Annotated in this window: 17 protein-coding genes; 12 read left to right on the top strand and 5 right to left on the bottom strand. The window is 42.5% G+C overall.

Going from position 1 to position 24,705, the window contains the following annotated elements:
* Positions 1 to 2,476: adhesion domain-containing protein (locus FE392_RS16760; protein ID WP_319931347.1), on the top strand; the 2,476-nt coding region annotated here is incomplete at its 5' end.
* A 128-nt stretch (positions 2,477 to 2,604) separates the two neighbouring features.
* Here FE392_RS16760 and FE392_RS16755 read toward each other — a convergent pair.
* The gene (locus FE392_RS16755; protein ID WP_319931346.1) at positions 2,605 to 2,889 is read right to left on the bottom strand and encodes a CopG family ribbon-helix-helix protein; all 285 of its coding nucleotides are present in this window, start codon (positions 2,887 to 2,889) and stop codon (positions 2,605 to 2,607) included.
* Between the two features lie 310 nt (positions 2,890 to 3,199).
* On the opposite strand from FE392_RS16755, the gene FE392_RS16750 reads away from it, so the two are divergent.
* From FE392_RS16750 to fur, 6 genes are all read left to right on the top strand, one after another.
* Positions 3,200 to 4,339 carry an efflux RND transporter periplasmic adaptor subunit gene (locus FE392_RS16750; RefSeq protein WP_319931345.1) on the top strand — a complete coding sequence of 380 codons (1,140 nt, stop codon included), beginning with the start codon at positions 3,200 to 3,202 and terminating at the stop codon, positions 4,337 to 4,339.
* 1 nt (position 4,340) lies between these two features.
* The gene (locus FE392_RS16745) at positions 4,341 to 7,439 is read left to right on the top strand and encodes an efflux RND transporter permease subunit (protein ID WP_319931344.1); all 3,099 of its coding nucleotides are present in this window, start codon (positions 4,341 to 4,343) and stop codon (positions 7,437 to 7,439) included.
* Positions 7,440 to 7,457: 18 nt separating this feature from the next.
* On the top strand, positions 7,458 to 8,048 hold the full coding sequence (locus tag FE392_RS16740) for a TetR/AcrR family transcriptional regulator (protein ID WP_319931343.1): 591 nt from the start codon (positions 7,458 to 7,460) through the stop codon (positions 8,046 to 8,048).
* Positions 8,049 to 8,152: 104 nt separating this feature from the next.
* Positions 8,153 to 8,443 (top strand): LexA regulated protein, encoded by a 291-nt coding sequence (ybfE, locus tag FE392_RS16735; RefSeq protein WP_086108058.1) that lies wholly within the window; start codon positions 8,153 to 8,155, stop codon positions 8,441 to 8,443.
* Positions 8,444 to 8,617: 174 nt separating this feature from the next.
* Complete coding sequence (fldA, locus tag FE392_RS16730; protein ID WP_092512587.1) at positions 8,618 to 9,151, top strand: flavodoxin FldA; 534 nt, start codon at positions 8,618 to 8,620, stop codon at positions 9,149 to 9,151.
* A 173-nt stretch (positions 9,152 to 9,324) separates the two neighbouring features.
* Positions 9,325 to 9,771, top strand: coding sequence for a ferric iron uptake transcriptional regulator (gene fur, locus FE392_RS16725; protein WP_319931342.1), 447 nt, complete (start codon positions 9,325 to 9,327; stop codon positions 9,769 to 9,771).
* 143 nt (positions 9,772 to 9,914) lie between these two features.
* Here the strand turns inward: fur and FE392_RS16720 are convergent, their stop codons facing one another.
* Together FE392_RS16720 and glnS are read right to left on the bottom strand one after the other, a co-directional pair.
* On the bottom strand, positions 9,915 to 12,620 hold the full coding sequence (locus tag FE392_RS16720; protein WP_319931341.1) for a beta-N-acetylhexosaminidase: 2,706 nt from the start codon (positions 12,618 to 12,620) through the stop codon (positions 9,915 to 9,917).
* Between the two features lie 310 nt (positions 12,621 to 12,930).
* Entirely contained in the window at positions 12,931 to 14,598 is a 1,668-nt protein-coding gene (gene glnS / locus FE392_RS16715; protein ID WP_319931340.1) for a glutamine--tRNA ligase, read from the bottom strand.
* A 397-nt stretch (positions 14,599 to 14,995) separates the two neighbouring features.
* Here glnS and FE392_RS21345 point away from each other — a divergent pair, with 397 nt between their 5' ends.
* Both FE392_RS21345 and FE392_RS16710 read left to right on the top strand, forming a co-directional pair.
* Positions 14,996 to 15,319 (top strand): S24 family peptidase, encoded by a 324-nt coding sequence (locus FE392_RS21345; protein WP_369292878.1) that lies wholly within the window; start codon positions 14,996 to 14,998, stop codon positions 15,317 to 15,319.
* 146 nt (positions 15,320 to 15,465) lie between these two features.
* A complete protein-coding gene (locus FE392_RS16710; protein ID WP_319931339.1) occupies positions 15,466 to 17,037 on the top strand; it encodes a phosphoethanolamine transferase in 1,572 nt (523 codons plus the stop codon).
* Positions 17,038 to 17,161: 124 nt separating this feature from the next.
* Here FE392_RS16710 and FE392_RS16705 read toward each other — a convergent pair whose 3' ends face one another.
* Both FE392_RS16705 and nagE read right to left on the bottom strand, forming a co-directional pair.
* Positions 17,162 to 18,352, bottom strand: a complete 1,191-nt coding sequence (locus FE392_RS16705) for an MFS transporter (protein WP_319931338.1) — start codon at positions 18,350 to 18,352, stop codon at positions 17,162 to 17,164.
* Positions 18,353 to 18,901: 549 nt separating this feature from the next.
* Entirely contained in the window at positions 18,902 to 20,935 is a 2,034-nt protein-coding gene (nagE, locus tag FE392_RS16700) for an N-acetylglucosamine-specific PTS transporter subunit IIBC (protein WP_319931337.1), read from the bottom strand.
* Positions 20,936 to 21,305: 370 nt separating this feature from the next.
* On the opposite strand from nagE, the gene nagB reads away from it, so the two are divergent.
* The 3 genes from nagB to nagC are packed head-to-tail and all read left to right on the top strand — an operon-like array spanning position 21,306 to position 24,532.
* A complete protein-coding gene (nagB, locus tag FE392_RS16695; protein WP_319931336.1) occupies positions 21,306 to 22,112 on the top strand; it encodes a glucosamine-6-phosphate deaminase in 807 nt (268 codons plus the stop codon).
* Between the two features lie 26 nt (positions 22,113 to 22,138).
* Positions 22,139 to 23,296 carry an N-acetylglucosamine-6-phosphate deacetylase gene (nagA, locus tag FE392_RS16690; protein WP_319931335.1) on the top strand — a complete coding sequence of 386 codons (1,158 nt, stop codon included), beginning with the start codon at positions 22,139 to 22,141 and terminating at the stop codon, positions 23,294 to 23,296.
* Between the two features lie 12 nt (positions 23,297 to 23,308).
* Complete coding sequence (nagC, locus tag FE392_RS16685; protein ID WP_319931334.1) at positions 23,309 to 24,532, top strand: DNA-binding transcriptional regulator NagC; 1,224 nt, start codon at positions 23,309 to 23,311, stop codon at positions 24,530 to 24,532.
* Positions 24,533 to 24,705 lie beyond the last annotated feature (173 nt).

Below are 24,705 nucleotides of genomic sequence, written 5' to 3'. Positions count from 1 at the left end.
GTATGAAGTGGTGATCACGGCGGGTACAAAAACCGGACACTGGGCAGTGACCACGACCGTTGACGGCAAGAAGAATCCGCAACCGTTAGAGCTGGAGTTTGATACCCTGACTGCCCCATCTATCAGTGGACTGACTGTCACCGGTCAAATGGCTTTGGGCGAAAAATTAAGCGCGAAGTATGACTTTGAATCTAATGGTGGGAATGAGGATGACCATTCGTTCTTTGCTTGGGGTGGAGAAAACACCACGGCAGATAAAGTGAAAGCACTGGCTAAGGCCGCGAATCTCAAGGAAGGGAAATTGTCTCGACTCGAAGTGACGCAAGAAGGATTGATGCAGTTTGGTAATGTGACTGACAAAGGTAGCGTACCCGGTTACATCATTCCGCCCGGTGCAGTAAACACCGTACTGGAATTGTCGGTATTGCCTGCCAATATGGTGAATATTGGGAGCAGTACTCCCCATACCATCATATTGCGTAAAGGGAAAAGCGGTAACCAAACGACCGGGGGGAATAATCAAGGTGGTGTACCTGACCCGAATGCCAAACCAAGTATTGACAAGATTGTCCTGGCTGGCGAGTTGGAGCTTAAAAAATCGCTGACGGCGACTTATGACTTCAATGGCAACGGTGGGGATGCGATAGATAACTCTCTGTTTGCCTGGCATAACAAGGGGGAAGCGCCTAATTCCAGTGATTTTAAACCGGTAGAAGACACCACCTCGCGTATTCTGAAGAAAGAGCTGGGCGAGCAAGATTCAGGGAAAACCATTGCCATTACCATTAAACCGATTAATGGTCAGCAAAAAGAAGGCGAAGCTAAAACCGTGGATATAGACATGACCGATAAAGAAGGCAATGCCACAAAACCCATGGGGGGTGCACCGGGAACTATCCTTGACCCGGCAGCCAAACCATCCATTGAAAACCTGAAATTCACTGGTGAGTTGTATATCAATGAACCACTGACAGTCAGCTATGATTTTATGGCCAATAAAGGTTATGTAGTAGATAACTCTGAATATGTCTTGAGACGCTTTGACTCCAAAGATAAAGGGGATGAAAGTAAACATGACACCATAAAGAAAGGTAATGTGAGTGACAATTCCGACAAAATTATTCATCAATTAAGTGCCGCTGATGCCAATAAAGTGGTGGAAATAGTGATGACACCTAAAAATGGCAAGGGCATAACAGGGGATAAAAAATCGGTTGATACCTCTGATGATGAGAAGAATGACACGGTCGGTGGACATGCAGATGGTTCTATCGTTGACCCGAAAGATGGCCCCAAAATTACCAATTTAACGCTTGCAATGAAAGAAGTAGCGTCGACCTTGTCTTCCGGCAGCATTCTTACCGCAACCTATGATTTTGCTTCTGAGGTGAAAAATGAAGAGGATGCATCTGTCTTTAAGTGGGGCAAACAGGATGATAAGAAAAGGGCACAAGAAATTGTTGCAGAGGAAGGTCAGCAAACTACCGTGACCGGATCAGGAAAAGGCACAGTGGAAGACCTTGAACTGAAGGATGAACACGCGGGTCATGTTATCGAATTAGCGGTAGAACCAAGAGGGAAAAATACAGCGGGGCATGGTCATGGAACCGTTGGCAAGGTACAGAATGTTGATACCTCTCAGTTCCCAGATTTAAAAGGAAATCCTGGTGGCCGAGTAAGAGGCGTTGCGGATGACTTCGAAATCGACCTGAAGCTGGAAAAAGATGTTGAGAAAATTGACGAGGATTTTAAAACCCAGAAAGGGAAAACCATGACATTCACCATTGAGACCAAAAAAAAAGATGGTCAACTCATCGGTGGTGTGCCAATTGAAATCAAACTGGATCAAGCTACAGGACGGGCAAAGACGGATAAAGTTTCCTCCACGGTAAAGTTGAAGATCGATAATAAGGATTTCGACAAGGATACTGCTTATACAGGCTACTCTGATCAGGATGGCAAGCTGGTTATTGAAGCCACTGATGATAAAACTATTATCGGGTTGAGGACACCATTGGTTATCACCGTGAATGATCAGGCTACTGCTCTTCCTCCGAAGACACAGCATGTTATTTTTACTGTGGTGACTAGCCCTGATACGGTTAAGGCTAACTATTGGGGGCATATGAATAATGAGATTGCGATTCCTGATGTTAATGGTGTCAAAGTAAAACGGCCGCTATTGGAAACTGAGTCTAAAGGTAGCGACAAACCTATAGAATTGAATGGGGAGCTTTGGCAAGGCAGTATCAGTTGGGCTACCGCTAATGCACAATGTAAATTACCTACTGCAAACGACTTTAAAAAAATAAATCAACACTATAAGGGAGAGGAGCTGACCAAAGTAACCGGTTGGCCAACGGCTGGACACAGACATTGGTTGTCTAATGTATACGGAAAAACTTATTGCCTTGATGATGATGAACTTGGCAAGGAGTATAATGAATATGTAGGTGCCATCATGTGCCTTAACTAAATACAACTAAATTCATCACTTAGATTTTATAGTTGGAAGCCCGTCTCTCGTTAGATGGGTTTCAATTTATTGGCAACGCATTTTATCTGTGAGATCCCTAACTTCGATTGACAAATCATTTTAAGCTTTCATTTTTTAGCCAGCTTCTCTCGCAGTTCAGTACGCCATGCCGCTGCATCAGCCTCAACATCTTCTGCTGAAATTAAATTTCCAGTATTGGCTTCGTCAATACCCATTTGAATTTGTTTGCGAAACCACGCATCGTAATCTAATGCTTCCTGTTGTTTGCGAACAAAGTCACGCATAAATTCACGTAAAAGCTGCGCTCCTGTACGATCAAGCGCTTTTGCGGCTGCTGAGAAATCGCTTTTTAAAACTTCATCGACTCTGAATGTAAATGTCGTTTCACTCATGGTATACCTCAATCGTTCGCTGTCAAACATGTGTTACATTGTCATTTAACTTCAAAGGGAGAAAACACAAGTAAATAGATTAAATTTTATACTTCCCACCTGCTTAAACGGCCACTATTAAAAATGAGCGCTTAATACCATTTAACCCCCCCTTCTCAAAAAAACTGGCACGTATATTTGCTTCAAACGATTTATCATCTGCTATCGCGTTTTATTACAGCAATCTAATTCGATTGAACATAATTTGTAGATAGACTAATCTGTCTAATAAATAACTTATCGCTTAAGTCACCCTCTGTAAGGACGATAAATGGCAAGAAATTTTCTCCCTCTTCTTGGCTTTTGTTTTTCTCTATTCAGTTTTCATACCTATGCCGAGTCTTCTCAACAGCAAATGCGCGTTTCAACTACAACGGTGCAGGCTGTTCCTTTTACGCCTTCAGTTAAAATTTTGGGGACGGTAGTTGCCAGAAATGAAATTGCGATAACCCCTGCGTTAACCCAACTTGTCATCACCGATGTTCTGGTCGAAGAAGGTGACTATGTAAAACAAGGGCAGATTTTAGCAACGCTGGAAACACCCATTCAGGATGAGAAAGTCAAAAGAGCACAGGCAGAGCTGGAAAAGGCACTGGCTTTGGTCAAACAAAATGAAGCGATGAATAATCAGGCTCAGTCTGAACTTAAGCGAACAAAACCACTGAGCGCAACCGGCGTGATTGCTGCCAGTGAATTCGATAAGTTAAAAATGGAGGCAAACTCGTCATTATCTGCCCTCAATGCCGCGAAAGCAGAGTACCGACAGTTACAGGCACAATTAGCCGAAGAAAAAACTCAACGGGCCAAAACCACCATCATCGCCCCCAAAGATGGAGTTATCAGTGAACGTGTCGCCACCAGCGGTATGATGACTGACAGTAATTTCTTGTTTAAGTTAATTGAAAATAACCAATATGAATTTTCAGCCGACGCCTTTATCTCCCACTTAAAGCAGGTGAAGCCCGGCACTTCTGCGGTTATTAGCCTGACAGGAGAAAATAAAATAACCGGCAAAGTGAGATATGTTTCACCGAAAATTGATCCCGTCACTCAAATCGGCAAGATCAGAATCGCCCTTGAAAATGCCCCCAAAGATACCAAGTTGGGTGATTTCGGCTCCGCCTTATTTCAGCTTAATCCTGAAACAATCAATGCCATTCCTTATAGTGCCGTCACTATGATCGCTGCCGCTACGAGCGATAAAAACACCGCACCCAATAAAAATACAGCCAGTGTCTTTGTGGTTGGCAAAAATAATATTGTCGAGAAAAAACAAGTGATCACCGGGCGGGTTTTTGATAACTGGATTGAAATAAAGTCAGGATTATCATCAAAGGATAAAGTCATTGTTTCTGCATCGCCCTTCCTACAGGAAATGGACACGGTTTCTCTGACATCACAGGAAAAATAAGATGAAATTCCAGTTATCAGAATGGGCGATCAGGAAGCCAATCCCGACGATTGTTATTTTTTTGGCACTCACGGTCGCGGGGTTATTTTCTTTCGTTAAGCTCCCCATTAATGCCAACCCTGTGATTACTTTTCCGGTTGTGACAGTCACGATCACACAAAGTGGTTCGTCCCCTTCTGAGCTGGAAAACGCGGTTACCCAACCTGTAGAACGCGCCATTTCAGGCTTACCCGGGATCAGGCACATTAATTCAACCATCACCGATGGTGTCTCTATCACGATTGTTGAGTTCAGTTTAAACGTCGATCCTAACGTTGCCATTAACGATATCCGTGAGCAAATTACCCAAATCCGGGCGGAATTACCCCAAACAATAGAAGAACCCCTGATAAGCCGAATTGATGTCGAGGGTGGCGCCATTATGAATTATGCCGTTCAGTCAAAAAATATGAATCTGACTGAATTGTCATGGTTTGTGGATGATACGTTAAGCAAAAAATTATTAACGGTTCAGGGCAGCCAGAAAATAACCCGTTTGGGAGGAACAACCCGGGAAATTTTGGTTGAACCCGATCCGGTAAAAATGGCAGCGTTAAAGATCAGTATTACTGATATTAACCATCTATTGCTCCAGAATAATGTCAATATTCCCGGCGGAAATATGACAGTTGCCGGGCAAAATCACACCATCCGCATTTTAGGCGCGAAAAACGAAGTGGATTATTTGCGCCAATTAAAATTGCCTTTGGACAAGCATAATTGGGTGACGTTGGGCGATATTGCCACTATCAGTGATTCACATAAAGAGGCGGTGACGATTGCCCGCTTGAATGGCGAGGAGGTTGTTGGTTTTGCTGTATACCGTGCAAGAGGTTCCAGTGATACGGTCGTAGAAAAAGGGGTTACACAGGCATTGGATGAAATTCGAAAAGATCATCCTGATATTGATATCAAGCTGGTGACATCAAACGTTAAATACACCGTGGACAGTTATAACCTGACCATGCAAACGCTTTTCGAAGGTGCCATATTAACGGTTATTGTGGTGTTTTTCTTCCTGAAAAGCTTGCGGGCGACACTGATTGCTGCCATCGCTTTGCCATTATCGATTCTGCCGACGTTTATTGTGCTCTATCTATTTGGTTACACGTTAAATAGCATCACGCTGCTGGCACTGACCTTGGTGATTGGTATCTTGGTGGATGATGCCATCGTCGAAATCGAAAATATCGAGAAATATATTGAACGGGGTGAACGGCCTTACATTGCCGCGATAAAGGCCTCAAATGCCATTGGTTTCGCCATCATTGCCATTACGATTACTATTGTTGCGGTTTTCCTGCCGGTGAGCTTTGTTGGTGGCTTCGTCGGCAAATATTTTGTGCCGTTCGGTGTGACGGTATCTGCCGCTGTATTGTCTTCATTGCTGGTGGCCAGACTGGTTACTCCCCTGATGTCGGCTTATTTGCTATTACCCAAAAAATCGTCACCTGATAAAGAGAATAAAACAGGTGACGCCGGAATGCCCAACTGGATCAAGAAATATCTTTCTCTTTTGGATAGGACATTAAAATTCCGCAAAACAGCGTTAGTACTTGCCGCAGTCTTTCTTTTGGGATCATTATGTCTGGTCGATTTATTGCCATCCGGTTTCTTGCCTAAATCCGATGTCAGTATCGCCAAAATAGAGATTGAAACCCCTCCGGGAACACAAGCAGCCCAAAGTGATGAAGTCTTGCAGCACATTATTAATAAGCTGAAAGATCGCCCTGAAATTGTTGATATTTTTTCTGTTGCCGGAGCAGATGATTCATCCGGCAATATCAACCAGAATAAAAGCAGTATTCTGATCAACTTAGTGCCTATCAATGAGCGTAAGTTGTCACAAAGAGAATTTGAGCAGTCATTGGCGCCTGTTTTAAATGAAATCCCGGATATTCGCTATAATTTGGGCAATAACGACAGTGGCAGAGATGTGTCAATTGTACTGGCAAGTGATAATCCTGAAATCCTCTCGCAAACCGTGAACCAGTTGCGCCACGAGATGATGGGAGTGACGGGGTTGAAAAACATCCAGATCTTGCAACCGTTGCCACGGCGAGAGGTTATTATTACCCCCAATATCGCCGAAGCAGCCAGAGCTGGTGTCACGACAGAAAACATTGGCTCAGTCATCAGAACAGCAACCATTGGGGCGGGTGATGCCAATGTCTCTAAATTTAATTTGCCGGACAGGCAGGTGCCTATCCGAGTCTTATTATCGAAAGAAAACCGGGACAGCCTGACCGTGTTGAATGATCTCTATGTTAACAGCACATCGGGAACCAATGTTCCCATTAAATCCATCGCGGATATTTCTTTTGCTTCCGGCCCGGACAAAATTGAGCGTATTTCCCGCCAGCGCAAGGCCGCTCTTGAAGCCGATCTCAGTGGCATTGAAATTGGAACAGCGCTGGAGCAAATCGATAAATTGCCTTCATTGCAGAACTTGCCACCCGAGGTCAAAAGAGTGCTCTATGGTGATGTGGAATACATGGATGAGATGTTTGACCGTTTTTCCACCACCATGCTGTTAAGTGTTTTGATGGTGCTGGCTATCCTGATTATTCTGTTCAAAGATTTTTTACAGCCGCTGACGATTTTAATCGCCCTGCCCTTTGCCATTGGTGGTGCTATCATCGCTTTGCTTCTCTATAATGCCGCAATTGATATGCCTGTTATTATCGGCCTATTGATGCTGATGGGAATTGTAACCAAAAACTCTATCTTATTAGTTGAATTTATCCTCGAAAGAGCCCGTTCTGGTATGCCACGGAATGAAGCGATTATTCAGGCTGGCAGAGAACGAGTCAGGCCGATTATCATGACAACGATTGCTATGATTGCAGGGATGATCCCTCTCGTCTTAACCAGCGGGGCAGATGCCAGTTTCCGGGCACCTATGGCGATTGCGGTGATTGGTGGCCTGCTGAGTTCAACATTGCTGAGTTTACTGTTTGTCCCCGTTATTTATAGTTATATGGATGATTTTAAAAATTTTATGACTCCATATCTTAGAAAATTGTCATCGGTAACGAAGGACGATCTCGATTATCACTGACAAGCAGAGGAAGATAAGGTGAAAAAACTAACGGAAAAACAGAAAGCCAAACGCAAACATATTCTTGATGCGGCTATATCCTGTTTCATCGAAAAAGGGTTCCATGCAACGTCGACCGCAGAAATTTGCAAGGCGGCTGGCATGAGCCCCGGGAATTTGTTTCACTATTACCCGACCAAAAATGCCATTATCGAAGCTATTGCAGAAGAAGATTATCAGGACTATGACCAAATTTTGTCTGATTGCACTGATGAAAACTCATTCATTGCTACAATAGAAAAAATCATGGCAGAGCTGCTCCGCTTTACTGATACACCCGGCTATGCCCGTCTCGGTATCGAAATTATTGCTGAAGCTGGCCGCAATCCCAACGTCTATAAGATTTTTATCGAAAACGATAGAAAAATCAGGGAACGCTTAGCCTCGTTAATTCGCCAAGGTATTGAAGCAGGGGAAATTAATCGGCAAATTAATGCGGAACAGGCCGCCTCTTGGATAATGACCACCATTGATGGAACTATCGGCAGAAAAGGGATGGAATCGGATTATGAATGGGCAGGAAATTTTGAATTTCTGACCAGCATGGTACGCAAGGCATTGGCACCGTAATTGCCGATTCCGATAATCTCTCCCATCAACCAGTAGCGACACGCGCCCAGCTAAGGTATTATTGCCCGCTATATTTTGGTACACGCCCTTTATCAATTGAATTTATGGCAAAAGAACAAACTGATCGCACCACACTGGATTTGTTCGCAGATGAACGCAGGCCAGGGCGACCTAAAACAAACCCGCTGTCCAGAGATGAACAGCTTAGGATCAATAAGCGCAACCAGTTGCGACGAGATAAAGTCAAGGGATTGCGTCGAGTGGAACTCAAGCTCAACGAAGACGCCGTTGATGCACTGAATCATCTGGCGAAACAGCGTAATATCAGCCGCAGCGAGCTGATTGAACAAATGCTGTTAGCCCAACTGGCAGAAGAAAACCACCTTGCCGATTAACGGCTTTTACTCAACAACAATGAAGCTACGCACCACACAAATCTGACAGATTTGTCATGGATGTTTGGTCAAAATAGCGCTTTTGGTTTTATAAAAACTGACATTTTTCCTGCTGATTTCAGCGCGATGTGTACAAATTAAATACACATAGAAAACAAGAGGTTAACCCATTTTATGGCAATAATAGGTATATTCTTCGGCAGCGATACCGGCAACACAGAGAACATCGCTAAAATGATCCAAGAAAAATTGGGCGGTGCTGATGTTGCTGAAGTTCACGATATTGCCAAAAGTAGCAAAGAAGATATAGAAGCCTTTGATATTTTGCTACTTGGCATCCCAACTTGGTATTACGGCGAAGCTCAGTGTGATTGGGATGATTTTTTCCCAACACTGGAAGAGATCAACTTTGAAGGAAAACTGGTTGCCCTGTTCGGCTGTGGTGATCAGGAAGACTATGCAGAGTATTTTTGTGATGCCATGGGCACTATTCGCGATATTATTGAGCCTAAAGGTGCTATTATTGTGGGTCACTGGTCGACAGAAGGATATCATTTTGAAGCCTCGAAAGGGATGGCTGATGACAACCACTTTATCGGTTTGGCCATTGATGAAGATCGTCAGCCAGAATTAACTGATGAGCGCGTTGACGTCTGGGTTCAACAAATCAAGACTGAAATGAGCCTATCAGAAATTCTGGGAGCATAAGTTCCCGCCGCAAGATATTTTCTTGCATAATGTGTCATGATAGCAGAACTGGCATGGTTTTCATTTTGGATATCCATGCCTATAATCAACAACGTGAAACAGAATCATGATTCCCTCACGATACCTCTAAGTATCACAAGTTCACTTAACTCAAGTTACAGGACTGAATCCGCATGACCGACAACAATAAAGCATTGAAAAATGCTGGACTTAAAGTAACTCTTCCGCGGTTGAAGATTCTGGAAGTGTTACAGGACCCAGAATGCCATCATGTCAGTGCGGAGGATCTCTACAAAAAACTGATTGATATCGGTGAAGAGATTGGCCTCGCCACTGTCTATCGCGTGTTGAATCAGTTCGATGATGCCGGCATTGTCACACGCCATAATTTTGAAGGCGGTAAATCGGTTTTTGAACTAACTCAACAACATCACCATGACCATCTGATTTGTCTCGATTGTGGTAAAGTCATTGAATTTAATGACGAATTTATTGAAGAACGTCAGAAAAACATCGCTGAACGTTATGGGATTAAGCTTTCAAACCATAGCCTCTATTTATATGGTCACTGCGCTGTTGGTGATTGCCGCAAAGATAATGCACTGCATGATGAGAATTAATAAGAAGCAAGCACAATAAAAACTGATTGAATTTAAAGAATTAATTGAAATTGTTAGTTTTTGCTGTTTGATTTAATTTGAATAAGCTACTGCCGATTAGCCCAAGCTAATCGGCAGGTTGCTTAAAGCGCAGGATGTTTACTTCATCTAACTGATTTGACTTCATCTATCCGGCTGAAACGCTTGCCATCGCTGCTGACAGAACGGATTTTCACCTGTCCGCTGACTGAAGGTCTTTGCCTATCATTGTAAATTTGCCATGTTTTACCATCATCCAGAGAATATTGAATAGCGATTCCCGGCAGTGCAATGTTGGCTTCAAATATTCCATCAATAATTCTGCCACCCGGCACCGGCAGACGATATGAAACCCCCGCCTTATCCAATTTTGCCAGTTCATTTTGCCCCATCAGGTTGGCAAAACGTTGCCAGTCGTGATGAAGTGCGCTGATATCAACATAACGCGTTATCCCTCCCTTATATTCCCTGCCCTGCTGATATGTAAGCTCCCAGCCCGCCCGATGCCATGCCCGCTCCGCCAGCGGCAGTAAGCGCGGATAAATCATATATTCCATCTGCTCATCTGTTCTTACTGTTTCGCTCCATGATTGCCCCGACATTCCATAAGCCCCCGGCCAGTGTTTATTACTGTCAGTATTGAAGCGATTACCATCGCGATCTACCGAGGTTTCCGCATTTTGTGGCATGTTGTTTGGCGCAAAACTGAAAACTTTCTCTTCGTCATTAAACCGAGTAGCCCAATAATAACCACGCTCTTTCGGGTTAACTTCATACGGCATATCGAGATAAACATAATCAGGGCTGGAAACAACAACCCGATAACCTTTATTCGCCCAATCATTTACCGAGCCATAACCTCCCCAATAGAGCGTGTCCCAGAAGTTGACCGCTACGTGCTTGGTGGCAAAATCTTTTGCTGATTTGGCGTGTTTCAACCCATCCTGCCATGCCTGCATCGTATCAATGCCATGCGATCTGACGATTTTGCTGACTTCAATGGCAAAATAACTGGCAAGCTCATCAACATCTTTGATGACACCTTGAGCAATCATCTTTTGACAAGCCTGAGATTTTGCCCAAGGTTTATCTTCAATTTTTTGGTCAATAATACCTTTATGAGGCACAATTGGCCCATCTTTATCCTGATATCCCGCCCCCAGACGGATGTTTTTTGCTTCATCGCCACCAAAATGCCAAGTATTCAATGGCAATCCGGCTTCTTTGTGCATGGAAAAAATTTCACCGATCACCTTGTCGATAAATCGCTTGGAAGAATCCATGCATGGATTAAGGTAGCTTCGGCGATCATAGAACTGCACAGACGTCGTATTTGAGGTGTCAGTCGGATCAAGCAAGCGGTATTCGTTAGCTTCCTGCTCCTTTCCCTGAGCCATCAATTTGTTATAACGCGCTTCCATCGATACCACTGCGGCACGGGCATGGGCAGGTATGTCAATCTCCGGAATAACTTCTATCTGCCGGGCTTTGGCATAGTTCAAAATATCAATATAATCCTGACGGCTAAAATAACCGCTGCCCATGTTATTGTTATCCGGCCCTGAACCCAATTGCGGCAGCAGGCACCAAGTTTCACTCAAATCATGGCAACGTTGACTGCCAACGTCAGTCAATTCCGGCAAATCAGGGATCTCCAGGCGCCAGCCTTCATCATCACTTAAATGGAAGTGAAATTTGTTCAGCTTATAGTTGGACATTTGATCAAGCAGGCGCAAGACCGCTTCTTTACTGTGGAAATTACGGCCAACATCTAAAAATACGCCACGATATTCAAATCTTGGTGCGTCTTTTGCCATTAATGTCGCGATTTTTGGGGTGCCATTAGCAGGGAGTAAAGAAAGCAAAGATTGCAGGCCATAGAAGACACCGGACTGATCAAACGCAATGATTTGCGCTCCCTTGGTTGTGATTTCCAGCGAATATGCACCTTTCACCCGCCAATGATTATTAAATTTGTTTGCATTGATTTGGGTTGCAATTTGATAGCCATTATCAGCCAGTGCAATATTGTAGGATTTGAAACGCTCTCTGATAACTTTAATGGATGGGTCGTCCAGCCCTCCCAGCTCCAATTTAACACCACGGGATAAATCAACATCTTGGGAATGGATGGTTAATTCTTGCGGCGTAGGAATAATCTGCCCACGTAATTTATCCTCGCTAATTTTTGCCATCTGGATATTTTTCTTGAAGCGATTTTCAGGTGTCATCAGAACATTGTGATCATCAATGGTACGTTTCCACTGCTCGCCTTCCAGATCAGACAAAAATTCACTGATATTTTCCGTATCAGTATTTTTCAGTATCTTTGGTATCGCATCACCAGATGTGGCGTACCAACGCGGCATAAAATCTGTACTGAAAATTTGCCAATATTCGCCAATAATAGGCAATACAATGCGTTCATTGGCCTTGATGCCTTTAAATTTCTCTGTCGGTTCCAATTTATGCAAATCACCTGTGATATGAGTGATTTTGTATTGATCATTATCGAGTTTCAGGATCTGGCGGATGCTGTGAAAATAGATAGCCCAATCCGCTGCATTTATCGCTTGGGAGCCATTACTCAAAGTAATGTTGACCCGATTACAGGCAGCAGAATCCGCGCCCAGAATGGCGCAATCTGTGCCGTGTGATCCGGCTTGATTATCAATAACCTTGAAATTAACTTTCAGCTGGCTCAGTGATTCCACAACTTGCTGTGATGACATTTGTTGTGATACCTGTGGTGACATTTCTGCATAGGTAATCCCCATAAAACCAACTGCTGTGATGAGTGCTGCCAATGTCCGTAATTTAACGGTTTTCATAAATTACCTCGTCCGAATTTATTATTTTTTTCGATGGGGCAAATTTTAGAACAAATAATGTACAAATTTGGCTAGCTAATAACCCTATACAATATAGGACTATAAGGCAATTTTTAATCTCTGGGGGAAGGAGTTAATTTTCATTACGATGCTGTTAAGATCAAAATAGCAGCCGCGCTGGCAAGCCCACGCTATTGTCACTCAATCTGGTTAATCTAACCGATTGGTCAGAAGAACAAAAAACCCCGTTATTTCAACGGGGTTTGTTAACATTTTTATGAGCTGTACAGGTTAGATAACCAGAGTTACCTTACGCTTGTGAAATTTTTGCCCAAGTATCACGCAAGCCAACAGTCCGGTTGAAAATCAAGTGCTCAGCACTTGAAAGACGGCTATCAGCACAGAAATACCCTTCACGCTCAAACTGATAGTTATCTTCCGAGCGTGCGTTCGCCAATCCCGGCTCTACAAACCCTTTACGCACTGTCAGTGATTCAGGGTTAATGGTAGACAAGAAATCATCTTCTGCGCCTGGGTTTGGTACGCTGAACAAACGGTCATACAGATAGAATTCCGCCGGGACGCCGTGCGTAGCACTTACCCAATGAATAACACCTTTAACCTTGCGGCCATCGGCCGGATCTTTGTTCAGTGTTTGCTCGTCGTATTGGCAATAAATTGTGGTGATATTGCCTTCCGCGTCTTTTTCAACGCGATTTGCCTGAATCACATATGCATTACGCAAACGCACTTCTTTACCCAGAACCAAACGCTTATATTGACGGTTCGCTTCTTCACGGAAGTCGGCACGATCAATATACAATTCACGGCTGAATGGCACTTCACGGCTGCCCATTTCCGGTTTGTTCGGATGGTTAGGCATCGTCAGGATAACTTCACCTTCCGGCATGTTCTCAATCACCAGTTTCACCGGATCAAGAACCGCCATCGCACGCGGTGCGTTTTCATTCAGATCATCGCGGATGCAGGATTCCAGTGATGCCATTTCAACGTTATTGTCTTGCTTGGTGACACCAATGCGGCGGCAGAATTCACGAATGGAAGCGGCAGTGTAACCACGGCGGCGCAAACCCGAAATGGTCAACATGCGTGGATCATCCCAACCACTCACGATGTTTTCTGTCACCAATTGGTTCAGCTTGCGCTTCGACATCACGGTATATTCCAGATTCAGACGAGAAAACTCGTACTGACGTGGATGGCAATCAATGGTGATGTTATCCAATACCCAATCGTACAAACGACGGTTATCCTGGAATTCCAGCGTACAAAGAGAATGAGTGATCCCTTCCAATGCATCGGAAATGCAGTGCGTGAAATCGTACATCGGGTAGATGCACCATTTGTTGCCTGATTGGTGATGCTCAGCAAATTTAATGCGGTAAATCACCGGATCGCGCATAACAATAAACGAGGATGCCATGTCAATTTTGGCACGCAGACACGCTTTGCCTTCCTCAAAACCACCAGCCCGCATTTTTTCAAACAGAGCTAAGTTTTCTTCCACGCTGCGATCACGATACGGGCTGTTCTTGCCCGGCGCTTTCAAAGTGCCACGATACTCACGGATCTCTTCCGGACTCAACTCATCAACATACGCCAATCCTTTATTGATTAACTCAATGGCGTATTGATACAGCGTATCGAAATAGTCAGAAGAGTAACGGATATTGCCGCTCCACTCGAAACCCAACCATTTTACGTCATTCTGGATAGACTCAACGTATTCGATATCTTCTTTAACCGGGTTTGTATCGTCAAAACGTAGGTTGCATTGTCCCTGATAGTCTTGAGCGATGCCGAAATTCAGGCATATCGATTTAGCATGACCGATATGCAGATAACCGTTAGGTTCAGGCGGGAAACGGGTATGTACGGATGTATGTTTACCAGTTGCCAAGTCTTCGTCAATAATCTGACGAATAAAGTTTGTCGGGCGGGCATCTGCCTCACTCATCGTTTTTTCCTCAATGCAAAAAGCGCTTCAATATAACCCCTTATAATCTAACAAGAGGCACTGAGAAACAACACTTAGTTAGCGGTAAATGAAGTAAATAGTATCTAATGTTTATTGCCCCGCTCAGTTTTATGAACTAATCTCCCCTTTAGATCAATATGTATACTTACTGTCAACTTCAGTTGCAGTATTTCACCGCATCTTAATCCCCCCGATGATTGGGCTCAGCGACATAGCTTTACCTGTATATGCCCTCCTTTTGTATTAGAGGGATTTTCATATAAAGGAGATTGATAGAGCAGAGAGTACAGATGTTTAAAACGGCCCATTGCTGTGAATGCAGGACAAGACCTACTCCAATGAATTCCTTGATTGAACAGAATCAGATCATTGATACATTGATCTCACACAAAAATACTATGCAAATCATGTTAAAAAGAGGTATAAAGCTTCTATCAAATGTTCATCGCATACTTTTTGGCTTGGAGTAAAGGGAAACTCTATGTTGTTTTCAAAATACTCCAAAATACCTCAAGGCGTAATCACCGTCATTGATCCGGAAATGATACTTATGAATAATCATTCAGTAATATCAAAACGTTATAGAAACAACAAACTCGCTTTCAAACAATTTATTGCAGCAAAATATGATGCCTTTCTGAGGTCATTAAATACTCAACCCAATACTTTTTATCTTACTAATTCATGCTCATATTATTAGGGTCGTTACAGAAACAAGCACTGAGAAATAATATTAAGAATATATATAGTATTACATCAATTTAAAGAAAATACACACATATAAAAATCGTACCACTTTATATTATATTTCGTGGTCAACATTAAAATTGTAGAAAATATAGTTCAATGCCTAACATAAACCTTTTCAATCTCAAAGAGCGTTTGTTTTTATTTAGTAAATGTTTTTTAAAAGCAATTATACCACTCGCTTTTATTTTCATGGCTTCAAAAATGATGCTAAAAAGTGCAGCAGTAAGTTCATCAGAAAAAGATATTTTTCTTTTAACTTTACTGTTTGCCATATTAAACTCTTCAAAAAAAGCATTTTACCTTATTGCCTTACCTATAACGATAGCTTATAGCATATATGCTCCTGTTGGTATTACTTTTGGCGGCCCATCTTACCAATATATTATGTCATTTTTCGCAACAAATGTTCAGGAAAGTAGCGAATTTCTGAAACAAATCCCATTCACAAATTGGATTTATGCACTTTCCATCATTTTTTTTGTAATTCTGTTTCGATTTTCATCAATAAAGCTAGGTGTTTTTTACCATCGCAATAAAACATTTCTTTGCTTGGCTATAATTATAGCTTTATTGCCCCAAAAGCCTTTTAGTTTCTTCACTAAGATATACAACTCCTTTATAGAAGTAAAAGAGGAACTCATTAAACTAAACTCCTTAGATATAAAAAGCGCATGGGGAAATAGCACATTATCAGAAAAAACCTCTTATTATGATGATTACGTATTAATCATAGGAGAAAGTGCAAGGCGAGATTATCATCATGCGTATGGTTATCCAATTGATAACACGCCATTTATGGATAAAACAAATGGAGTATTAATTGATGGATTTACTAGTGCGGGAACTAATACTGTATCCTCTTTACGATTAATGCTAACAAAGTCAGATAAAGAAAACTGGCAACCAAATTATAATTTAGGATTAATTGATTTAATAAAATCAGCAGGATTTAGTACATATTGGCTATCCAATCAAGGTTATCTCGGTTATTTTGACACTCCAATCTCAGCAATTGCGAACAAAAGTGACTACAAATTCTTTTTAAAAAGTGGCGATTATCAATCCTCCAATACAAGTGACTTTTCATTGGTAGATAAATTTAACAACTTTTTATCCTCTGATTCAAAAAAGAAAAGATTTTTTGTTTTGCATTTATATGGGTCTCATCCTAATGCCTGTAGCCGCATAGCAGACTATAAGCGCATAATGCAAGTAACAGATAAAAAATATGATTATTTATCATGTTATATATCCTCAATAAATAAAACCGACGACATATTAAAAGATATAAATAAAAAACTATCTGAAAATTACAAAAAATCAGGTCGAAGTTACTCTATGATATATTTTTCAGATCATGGATTAGCTCATAGAGAGCACGCTGGGATAGTTGATTTCAGCAATAATCAGGAAAGCAAAAGACACTATGATATTCCTTTATTAAAAGTATCAAGTGATGACAATACTCGAAAACAATACAACGCATTCAAATCTGGCCTTATGTTGGTAGATGGTATTGCCAATTGGATGGGAATTGAAAACTCTCATATTCAAAAAGGATATAATTTATTTTCCATAGAAAATGATCCAGATGATTTTGGACTATCTCAACGTATTAATAATATTAATACACCTGATGATCCAGCCATAAATTTAATTGGAAAATAATAAGTTCAGCATTCATATAAATTAGCTAAATTTATAAGGTGTTCTTTATAAGATCACCTTATAAAAAACATATATTTTCTAACCAAAAGATATGCGGAGCCTAATCAAGATCTCCGCATAATATCTAGCCCTTACTTGCTAACGCTTTGTTCATGGAAAAAGCGGTAACTGATAAAGAAACAATGAGGAGGAGAGTTATCATCCATGCAAAAGATGTTGCGCCCGACCTATCAAGTAAAATACCGCCGATAACACCACCAACGGCAACTGCTGTGTTCCATCCTGTTGTATAAATAGCTTGTGCAACATCAACCGAGCTACCCGAGAAACGTGATAATGCAGTTTGAGTAATAGTCGCAAATCCACCGAAAGCAAGACCCCAAATAGCGATACACAGGTAAACCATTTGTGGAATATTGCCCCAAAAATCGAGCAACAGAGCGGTTAAAATGAAAATAGCGATACTCGTTACTGCAAGGAATCGTAATCGGCGATCGATCATGGTGCCGACAAACCATAAACCCACAATAGAGCCAATGCCAAAAATAAGGAGGATGAAGTCGACATTTTTGGATAAACCTGAAGATTCAAGGAAAGGCTCTATGTAAATATAAAGAATGTTGTGGGCAATAATGAAAGTAAAGACCACAAATAATACGGAACGTATCCCTGTTTTCATCAATACACCAGCGAGAGATTGGCGTTGCTCCTTGGGCTGACCGGGAAAATCGGGTACAACAGCGATCACCCATACGATGAGCAATAATGCTATCGCTGTCATCAAGCCAAAAGCCCCTTGCCAACCGATGAATTGACCAAGTAATGAACCCAGAGGCACACCGAGTACCAGAGCGATGGTCGCCCCTGCGCCTGATATTGCAATAGCCCTTCCGCTGAGATGGGACGGTGACATACGGACTGCATAGCCAGCCAGTAATGACCAAACAATTCCACCAAAAATGCCTGCAACAAAGCGAGTGACCAGTGAGACGTGATAATTATCGGAAAGCGCCGTGATAAGATTGACAACAGCAAAGCCAAAAATTGCTGTCAACAGAAGAGGACGTCGGCAAATGCCTTGCGTCAGAGTCGTCACCGGAATTGCCGCGACCAACGCTCCTACCGCATAGGCGGTAATAAATTGACCTGCCAGACTTTCCGAGACACTCAAACCTTCTGCAATAGAAGAAAGCAACCCTGCCGGCATGATTTCAGTCAACAATGTAATAAACGCTGCGACTGCCAAAGCAAGCAATGCTGGAATTGGCAATCGTTCAATTTCTTTGTGTTGTGCAGTCACAGTCTTGTTATTCATCCATCTGACTCCTTAAAAGTAGAAGTAACGACAATCCCTGCAAAATGTGTTTTTTATGCGAGCATTGTTTATCAAAAAATTAATTTCATTAAAAAATTATCTTATTACGGAATATAATCGGAATCTTGAAGTTAGGGCTGTGATAGAAATGTGATAGGAAGAGCAATAATTTGTCCAGCAGTTGGCAGAATCGTTCGAAGCACAGAAGGTTTTGTGCAGCATGCATGATGATATAGTTTTCACGTAACATTAATAAAAGTAGCCAATTAAGGGGGGTTATAGATAAGTTTTATCATTTGCCAACTTTCATTCTTAGGTATTGGTGCTACGTTATTCGCTATTTATGCTCTCCGAGTTCCCCCTTACCGCCTCAATATAACTCGAAATCCATAAACTATATGACACTTAAAGCGTCTGACATCGTTTTGTCACCAACCTTTGAAAATTCGGCCGTGTGATCAACGGATAACGCTACTGCGCATCACGCTCATCAGCACGGCCGATCAGATAGGAACGCAATTACAAATAAATCGATGCAACAAATTTCGCTTATTTCATAACCTGAAATAAGTTGGATTCTTTGGCAATAACTTGCCCTTGCGCCATAATGATAATCCCTGAGTAATCATCAATATTGCTGATAACAACCGGGCTTATTATCGATTTAGCATGGACATTCAAGTAATCTAGATCCAGCTTCAATATTGGATCTCCTGCGTTTACTCTCGCCCCTTCCTCAGTTAAGCGTTCAAAACCTCTGCCATTTAATGAAACGGTATCAATACCTATATGAACAATGACTTCAACACCATTATCTGCTTCAATACATACCGCATGGTTGGTATCGAAAACTTTTACCACGGTGCCCGCAATAGGTGAAAAAACAGTATTGGAAGCGGGTCTTATCGCGATGCCTTCTCCAACTAATTTACTGGAAAACGCTTCATCAGGGACATCTTCCAATTTAACCAATTCACCTGCCATTGGCGCAATCAAAGTCAGGATCGCCTCACTTTTCTTATTACGTTCTTTTTTGGCCGGAGCATCTTCCCCAACCTGCAGGGTTTCTACCATTGCTTCAATATGAACACCTTGTGCCAATACATCTTTCATGGCACTGGCAATTAATTCCGCCCGGGTTCCGACAATAATCTGCACGCTTTGTTTATTCAGGCGAATAACGCCAGAAGCACCAAGGCTTTTTACCAATCTTTCATTGACTACGCCGGAGTCTTTCACTGACAAGCGTAAACGAGTAATGCAGGAGTCTATGTTTGTCAGATTATCTGTGCCCCCTGCTACCGCAATGTATTGACGAGCTTCTTCCTGAATATTGGTGCCAGAATGATTGTCTTTTTTCGCGATGTTAAGATCGTAACTCTCTGCTTGCCCTGCCACAGGCATTTCACGCCCCGGAGTCATCAAATTGAATTTTTTGATGGTGAAACGGAATACGACATAGTAAAGGCAGAAGAACACTAAACCCTGTAGGATCAGCATGTACCAATGAACCGCCAATGGGTTGCGTGAGGACAGCAACATATCAACAAACCCTGCACTGAAACCGAAACCGGCAATCCAGTGCATTGCTGCCGCGATATAGACTGAAATCCCCGTCATGATGGCATGCAACACATAAAGCACCGGTGCCACAAACATGAAAGAGAATTCGAGCGGCTCTGTGACCCCGGTAAAAAAGGCGGCAAATGCACCTGCCATCATCAAACCGGCAACCTTAGCTTTATTTTCAGGCCGGGCGCAGTGATAAATTGCCAATGCTGCACCAGGTAAACCAAACATCATGATTGGGAAGAAACCTGCCTGATAGCGACCAGTTATTCCCATAACAGCCGTTCCTGCTTCAATGGATTTCTGCCCACCGAGGAAATTGGGAATATCATTGATACCCGCAACATCAAACCAGAATACAGAGTTCAACGCATGATGCAGACCAACAGGTATCAATAGGCGGTTAAAGAAAGCATAAAGACCCGCACCTGTTGACCCTAACCCCATGATGCTTTCACCAAATGCCACCAGCCAATCATAGACGACCGGCCATACGAACATCAGAATAAAAGAAACGATAATCATCAAGAAAGAGTTCAGGATAGGTATTAAACGGCGGCCACTAAAGAAAGATAAAGCTTGTGGCAATTCGACGTTACTGTAGCGATTGTATAATTCAGCGGACAGAACACCAACCAAGATCCCAATAAATTGGTTATTAATCTTACTAAATGCCTTTGGCACTTCTTCAATCGGCATCGATTTGATCATGGATATCGCTGTCGGGGAACACAGTTCTATGACAACAATAAACCCGATCAAACCAGCCAACGCAGCGGCACCATCCTTATCTTTCGACATGCCATAGGCGATACCTACTGCAAACAGCATGCCCATATTGTTCAAAATGGCATTGCCTGACGTTATCAGTAATGCCGCCAACGCGTTATCTGCGCCCCAACCCGTTGGATCTATCCAATAACCTACACCAACCAATATTGCCGCTGCCGGCAATGTTGCCACAGGCACCATCAATGCCCGGCCAATTCGTTGTAAGTAGCTCAGAATATTCACTCACGCCCCCTTGAAGCTCCGTTAATGGAGTCTTTTAGTTAATTAATGATGGATGGCATCATTTATTTGTTTATTGTTAAAGCATTTTTAGTCTAAAAAAATTATTTTGTATCGCAAATTAATTCCTTCTGATATGTGATTAGAATCACCAGATTAGATAAATTTTTGATCAAAACACTAGCTGACACACAAAACTTATTTTATTATGTAAAATATCTATACCGCACTGAGTACTTCAAGAGCTGATTCAAGAAGGATGATGTACACTTGTGCTTTTCAGCTACACGTATCGCATTGGTAACATTGATATTTTCATATACCGTGTATGGCTTGCATAATTAAACTAATAAATAATTTTTAAGAGGTAATCATGAGGTTGATCCCTTTAACTACGGCAAGTGATGTTGGTCGATGGTCTGCTCATTATATTGTCAGTAGAATCAATGAGTTCAATCCTACAGCAGAGCGCCCTTTCGTGCTTGGCCTTCCCACTGGCAGTACGCCACTAGCCACTTACAAGGAACTCATTTCCCTGTATCAGGCAGGCAAAGTAAGCTTCAAACATGTTGTGACATTCAATATGGACGAATATGTCGGCCTGCCAGAAGAACATCCTCAAAGCTATCATTCATTTATGTACCAAAATTTCTTCAATCATATTGATATTAGAGAAGAAAACATCAATTTATTGAACGGAAATGCAGATAATATTGATGCTGAATGTCAGCGTTATGAAAATAAAATCAAAAGCTATGGCAAGATCCATCTATTCATGGGGGGAGTCGGTAATGACGGGCATATTGCTTTCAATGAACCAGCCTCTTCCCTCTCTTCACGTACCCGAATCAAAACCCTGACGATTGAAACACGGACAGCCAATTCTCGTTTTTTCGATAACGACGTAAAACAAGTTCCCCAATACGCATTAACTGTCGGTGTAGGCACGTTGATGGATGCTGAAGAAGTTATGATTTTGGTTACCGGAAGGAATAAGGCACAAGCATTACAAGCCGCGATTGAAGGGAGCATCAATCATATGTGGACGATCAGTTGCCTCCAAATGCACCAAAAATCGCTCATTGTCAGCGACGAGCCTGCAACAATGGAGCTGAAGGTGAAAACAGTGAAATATTTCAGACAATTAGAAGTCGATATTATCAATGAGTTCGCCAGCTAGAATTAATTTAGGAGCTAGGAAGTAATATGTACGCATTAACTAATTGCATTATATATACCGGATATGACAGGCTTGATAACCACGCCGTTGTCATTGATGAAGGTTTAATCAAACAAGTTTGTCCACTCAATGAGTTGCCAGAAGGTATTGAGAAACACGATTTAAATGGCGCCAATCTTTCTCCTGGGTTTATCGATTTGCAAGTCAATGGATGTGGTGGCGTCCAATTTAATGATCGGTTAGAGGATATTTCAGAAGAAACTCTGCATATTATGCAGAAAACCAATCAACGCTATGGCTGTACCAGTTTTTTGCCTACCCTCATTACCAGCCCCGATGAATTAATGATAAAAGCCATCGAAGTGATGCGCGATTACTTGAAAAACAATCCAAATCAGGCTCTGGGGCTGCATCTGGAAGGGCCTTATATCAATCCAATAAAAAAAGGCACTCACAATACCGCTTATATTCGTAAGCCCACCTCTGAAATGGTGAATTATTTGTGCCTGAATGCCGATGTGATCACCAAAATCACACTGGCTCCCGAAATGGTGGATAATACGTACATTCAGCGATTGCGTGAAGCCGGCATTATTATTTCTGCTGGCCATTCTAATGCCACTTATGAAGAAGCACGCCACGGCTTTCAAAATGGGATAACCTTCTCTACGCATTTATATAATGCCATGCCTGCCATTTCAGGCCGCCAACCCGGGTTAATCACTGCCATTTATGATTCTTCCGAAGTCTATGCCGGCATTATTTGTGATGGCTTGCATGTGTCATGGCCCAATATTCGCAACGCCAAGAAGTTGAAAAATGAAAAGCTGATTTTAGTCACGGATGCGATCGTGCCTGCGGGATTGGCACCGGATGCTATGACGCAATTTACCTTTGCCAATAAAACAATATATTATCGAAACGGCTTATGTGTTGATGAAAATGGCACTCTAAGCGGCTCCTCAATCACAATGATTGATAGCATCAAGAACAGTGTTGAACATGTTGGTATTGCTTTGGATGAAACGTTGCGGATGGTAACGCTTTACCCAGCCCGGGCCATGGGTGTTGATAGACGCCTCGGTACGATTGAATCCGGTAAGGTAGCGAATCTGACCGCGTTTACTCACGATTTCAAAATCTGCAAAACCATTGTTAACGGGAATGAAGTCCAACTATCGTGAGTATAACGTCTGATGAGTAGTGAGAATGCACAGAAGCAAATCGGTAACATTGATCTGGTTAAACAGCTAAATGGAGCGGTTGTCTATCGATTAATTGACCAACATGGGCCAATATCTCGCATCCAAATTGCAGAAGAAAGCCAGCTTGCTCCCGCTAGCGTAACCAAAATTACTCGTCAGTTATTGGAACGTGGGTTGATAAAAGAAGTTGAACACCAAGCCTCTACTGGCGGAAGGCGGGCCATTTCTATTATTACAGAAACCCAGCGCTTCCATACCATTGGTATTCGGCTTGGGCGCCATGATGCCACCGTGGCGCTATTCAATATGGGTGGTAAAACTTTGGCGGAAGAACGCTACCCTATCTTGGAAAATACCCAACAAGCGCTCGAAAAGCGGATTATTTCCACCATTGAGAATTTTATCGACACAAATCAGCGCCGTATCCATGAATTAATCGCTATTTCAATTATCCTGCCGGGCTTGGTTGATCCAGAAGAGGGCATTGTCCGCTATATGCCACACATTCCAGTGGATAATTGGCCGCTGGTTAATAATCTCAGGGAAAGCTTCAAGACCTTCTGTTTTATCGGGCATGACATTCGCAGCTTTGCCTTGGCTGAAAGTTATTTCGGGGCAACCCGCGACTGTGAAGACTCCATTTTGGTACGTATCCATCGTGGCACAGGTGCGGGTGTCATCATCAACAACAATATCCTGCTTAATAAACGCGGCAATTTGGGCGAAATCGGGCATATCCAGATAGAGCCGCTGGGTGAGCGCTGCCATTGCGGCAATTTTGGCTGTCTGGAAACCATCGCATCCAATTCTGCGATCGAAGCCAGAGTGCAGCATCAACTTCGTCAGGGATACCCGAGTCAGCTTGCCTTGAATAACTGCAATATCTTTGCAATTTGTCTCGCGGCCAATGAAGGCGATCCACTGGCAACAGAAGTTATCAGGCAAGTCGGGCTTTATCTTGGCAAAGCTCTCTCTATCGCCATTAACTTATTTAACCCTCAAAAAATCGTTATAGCTGGAGATATCACGGAAGCAGAGCGGGTATTACTCCCGGCCATTCAGAGCTGCATCAATACGCAAGTCCTGAAAGAATTTCGTGAAGATCTCCCTGTCGTTGTTTCGAAGCTAAATCATTACTCTGCGATCGGTGCATTCGCACTAACAAAACGCGCTATGCTTAATGGTGTACTGCTGCAACACCTTCTTGGAGGATAATTCAACCGTTTTTGCTATGATTGTCGACAAAACGATTACAGGACGAACAAACAAACGATTTTGTGCATATTTCTTTAAAAAAGCAGTTGACGCATCTGTCTGATATACGCATAATGCGCCCCGCACCGCCGATGAAGGCAAAGCGAAAAAAGATGGCTACGTAGCTCAGCTGG

This window comes from Xenorhabdus santafensis (genome assembly GCF_033949405.1).
GTDB lineage: Bacteria > Pseudomonadota > Gammaproteobacteria > Enterobacterales > Enterobacteriaceae > Xenorhabdus > Xenorhabdus santafensis.
This window is presented reverse-complemented; position numbering and strand designations above follow the sequence as displayed.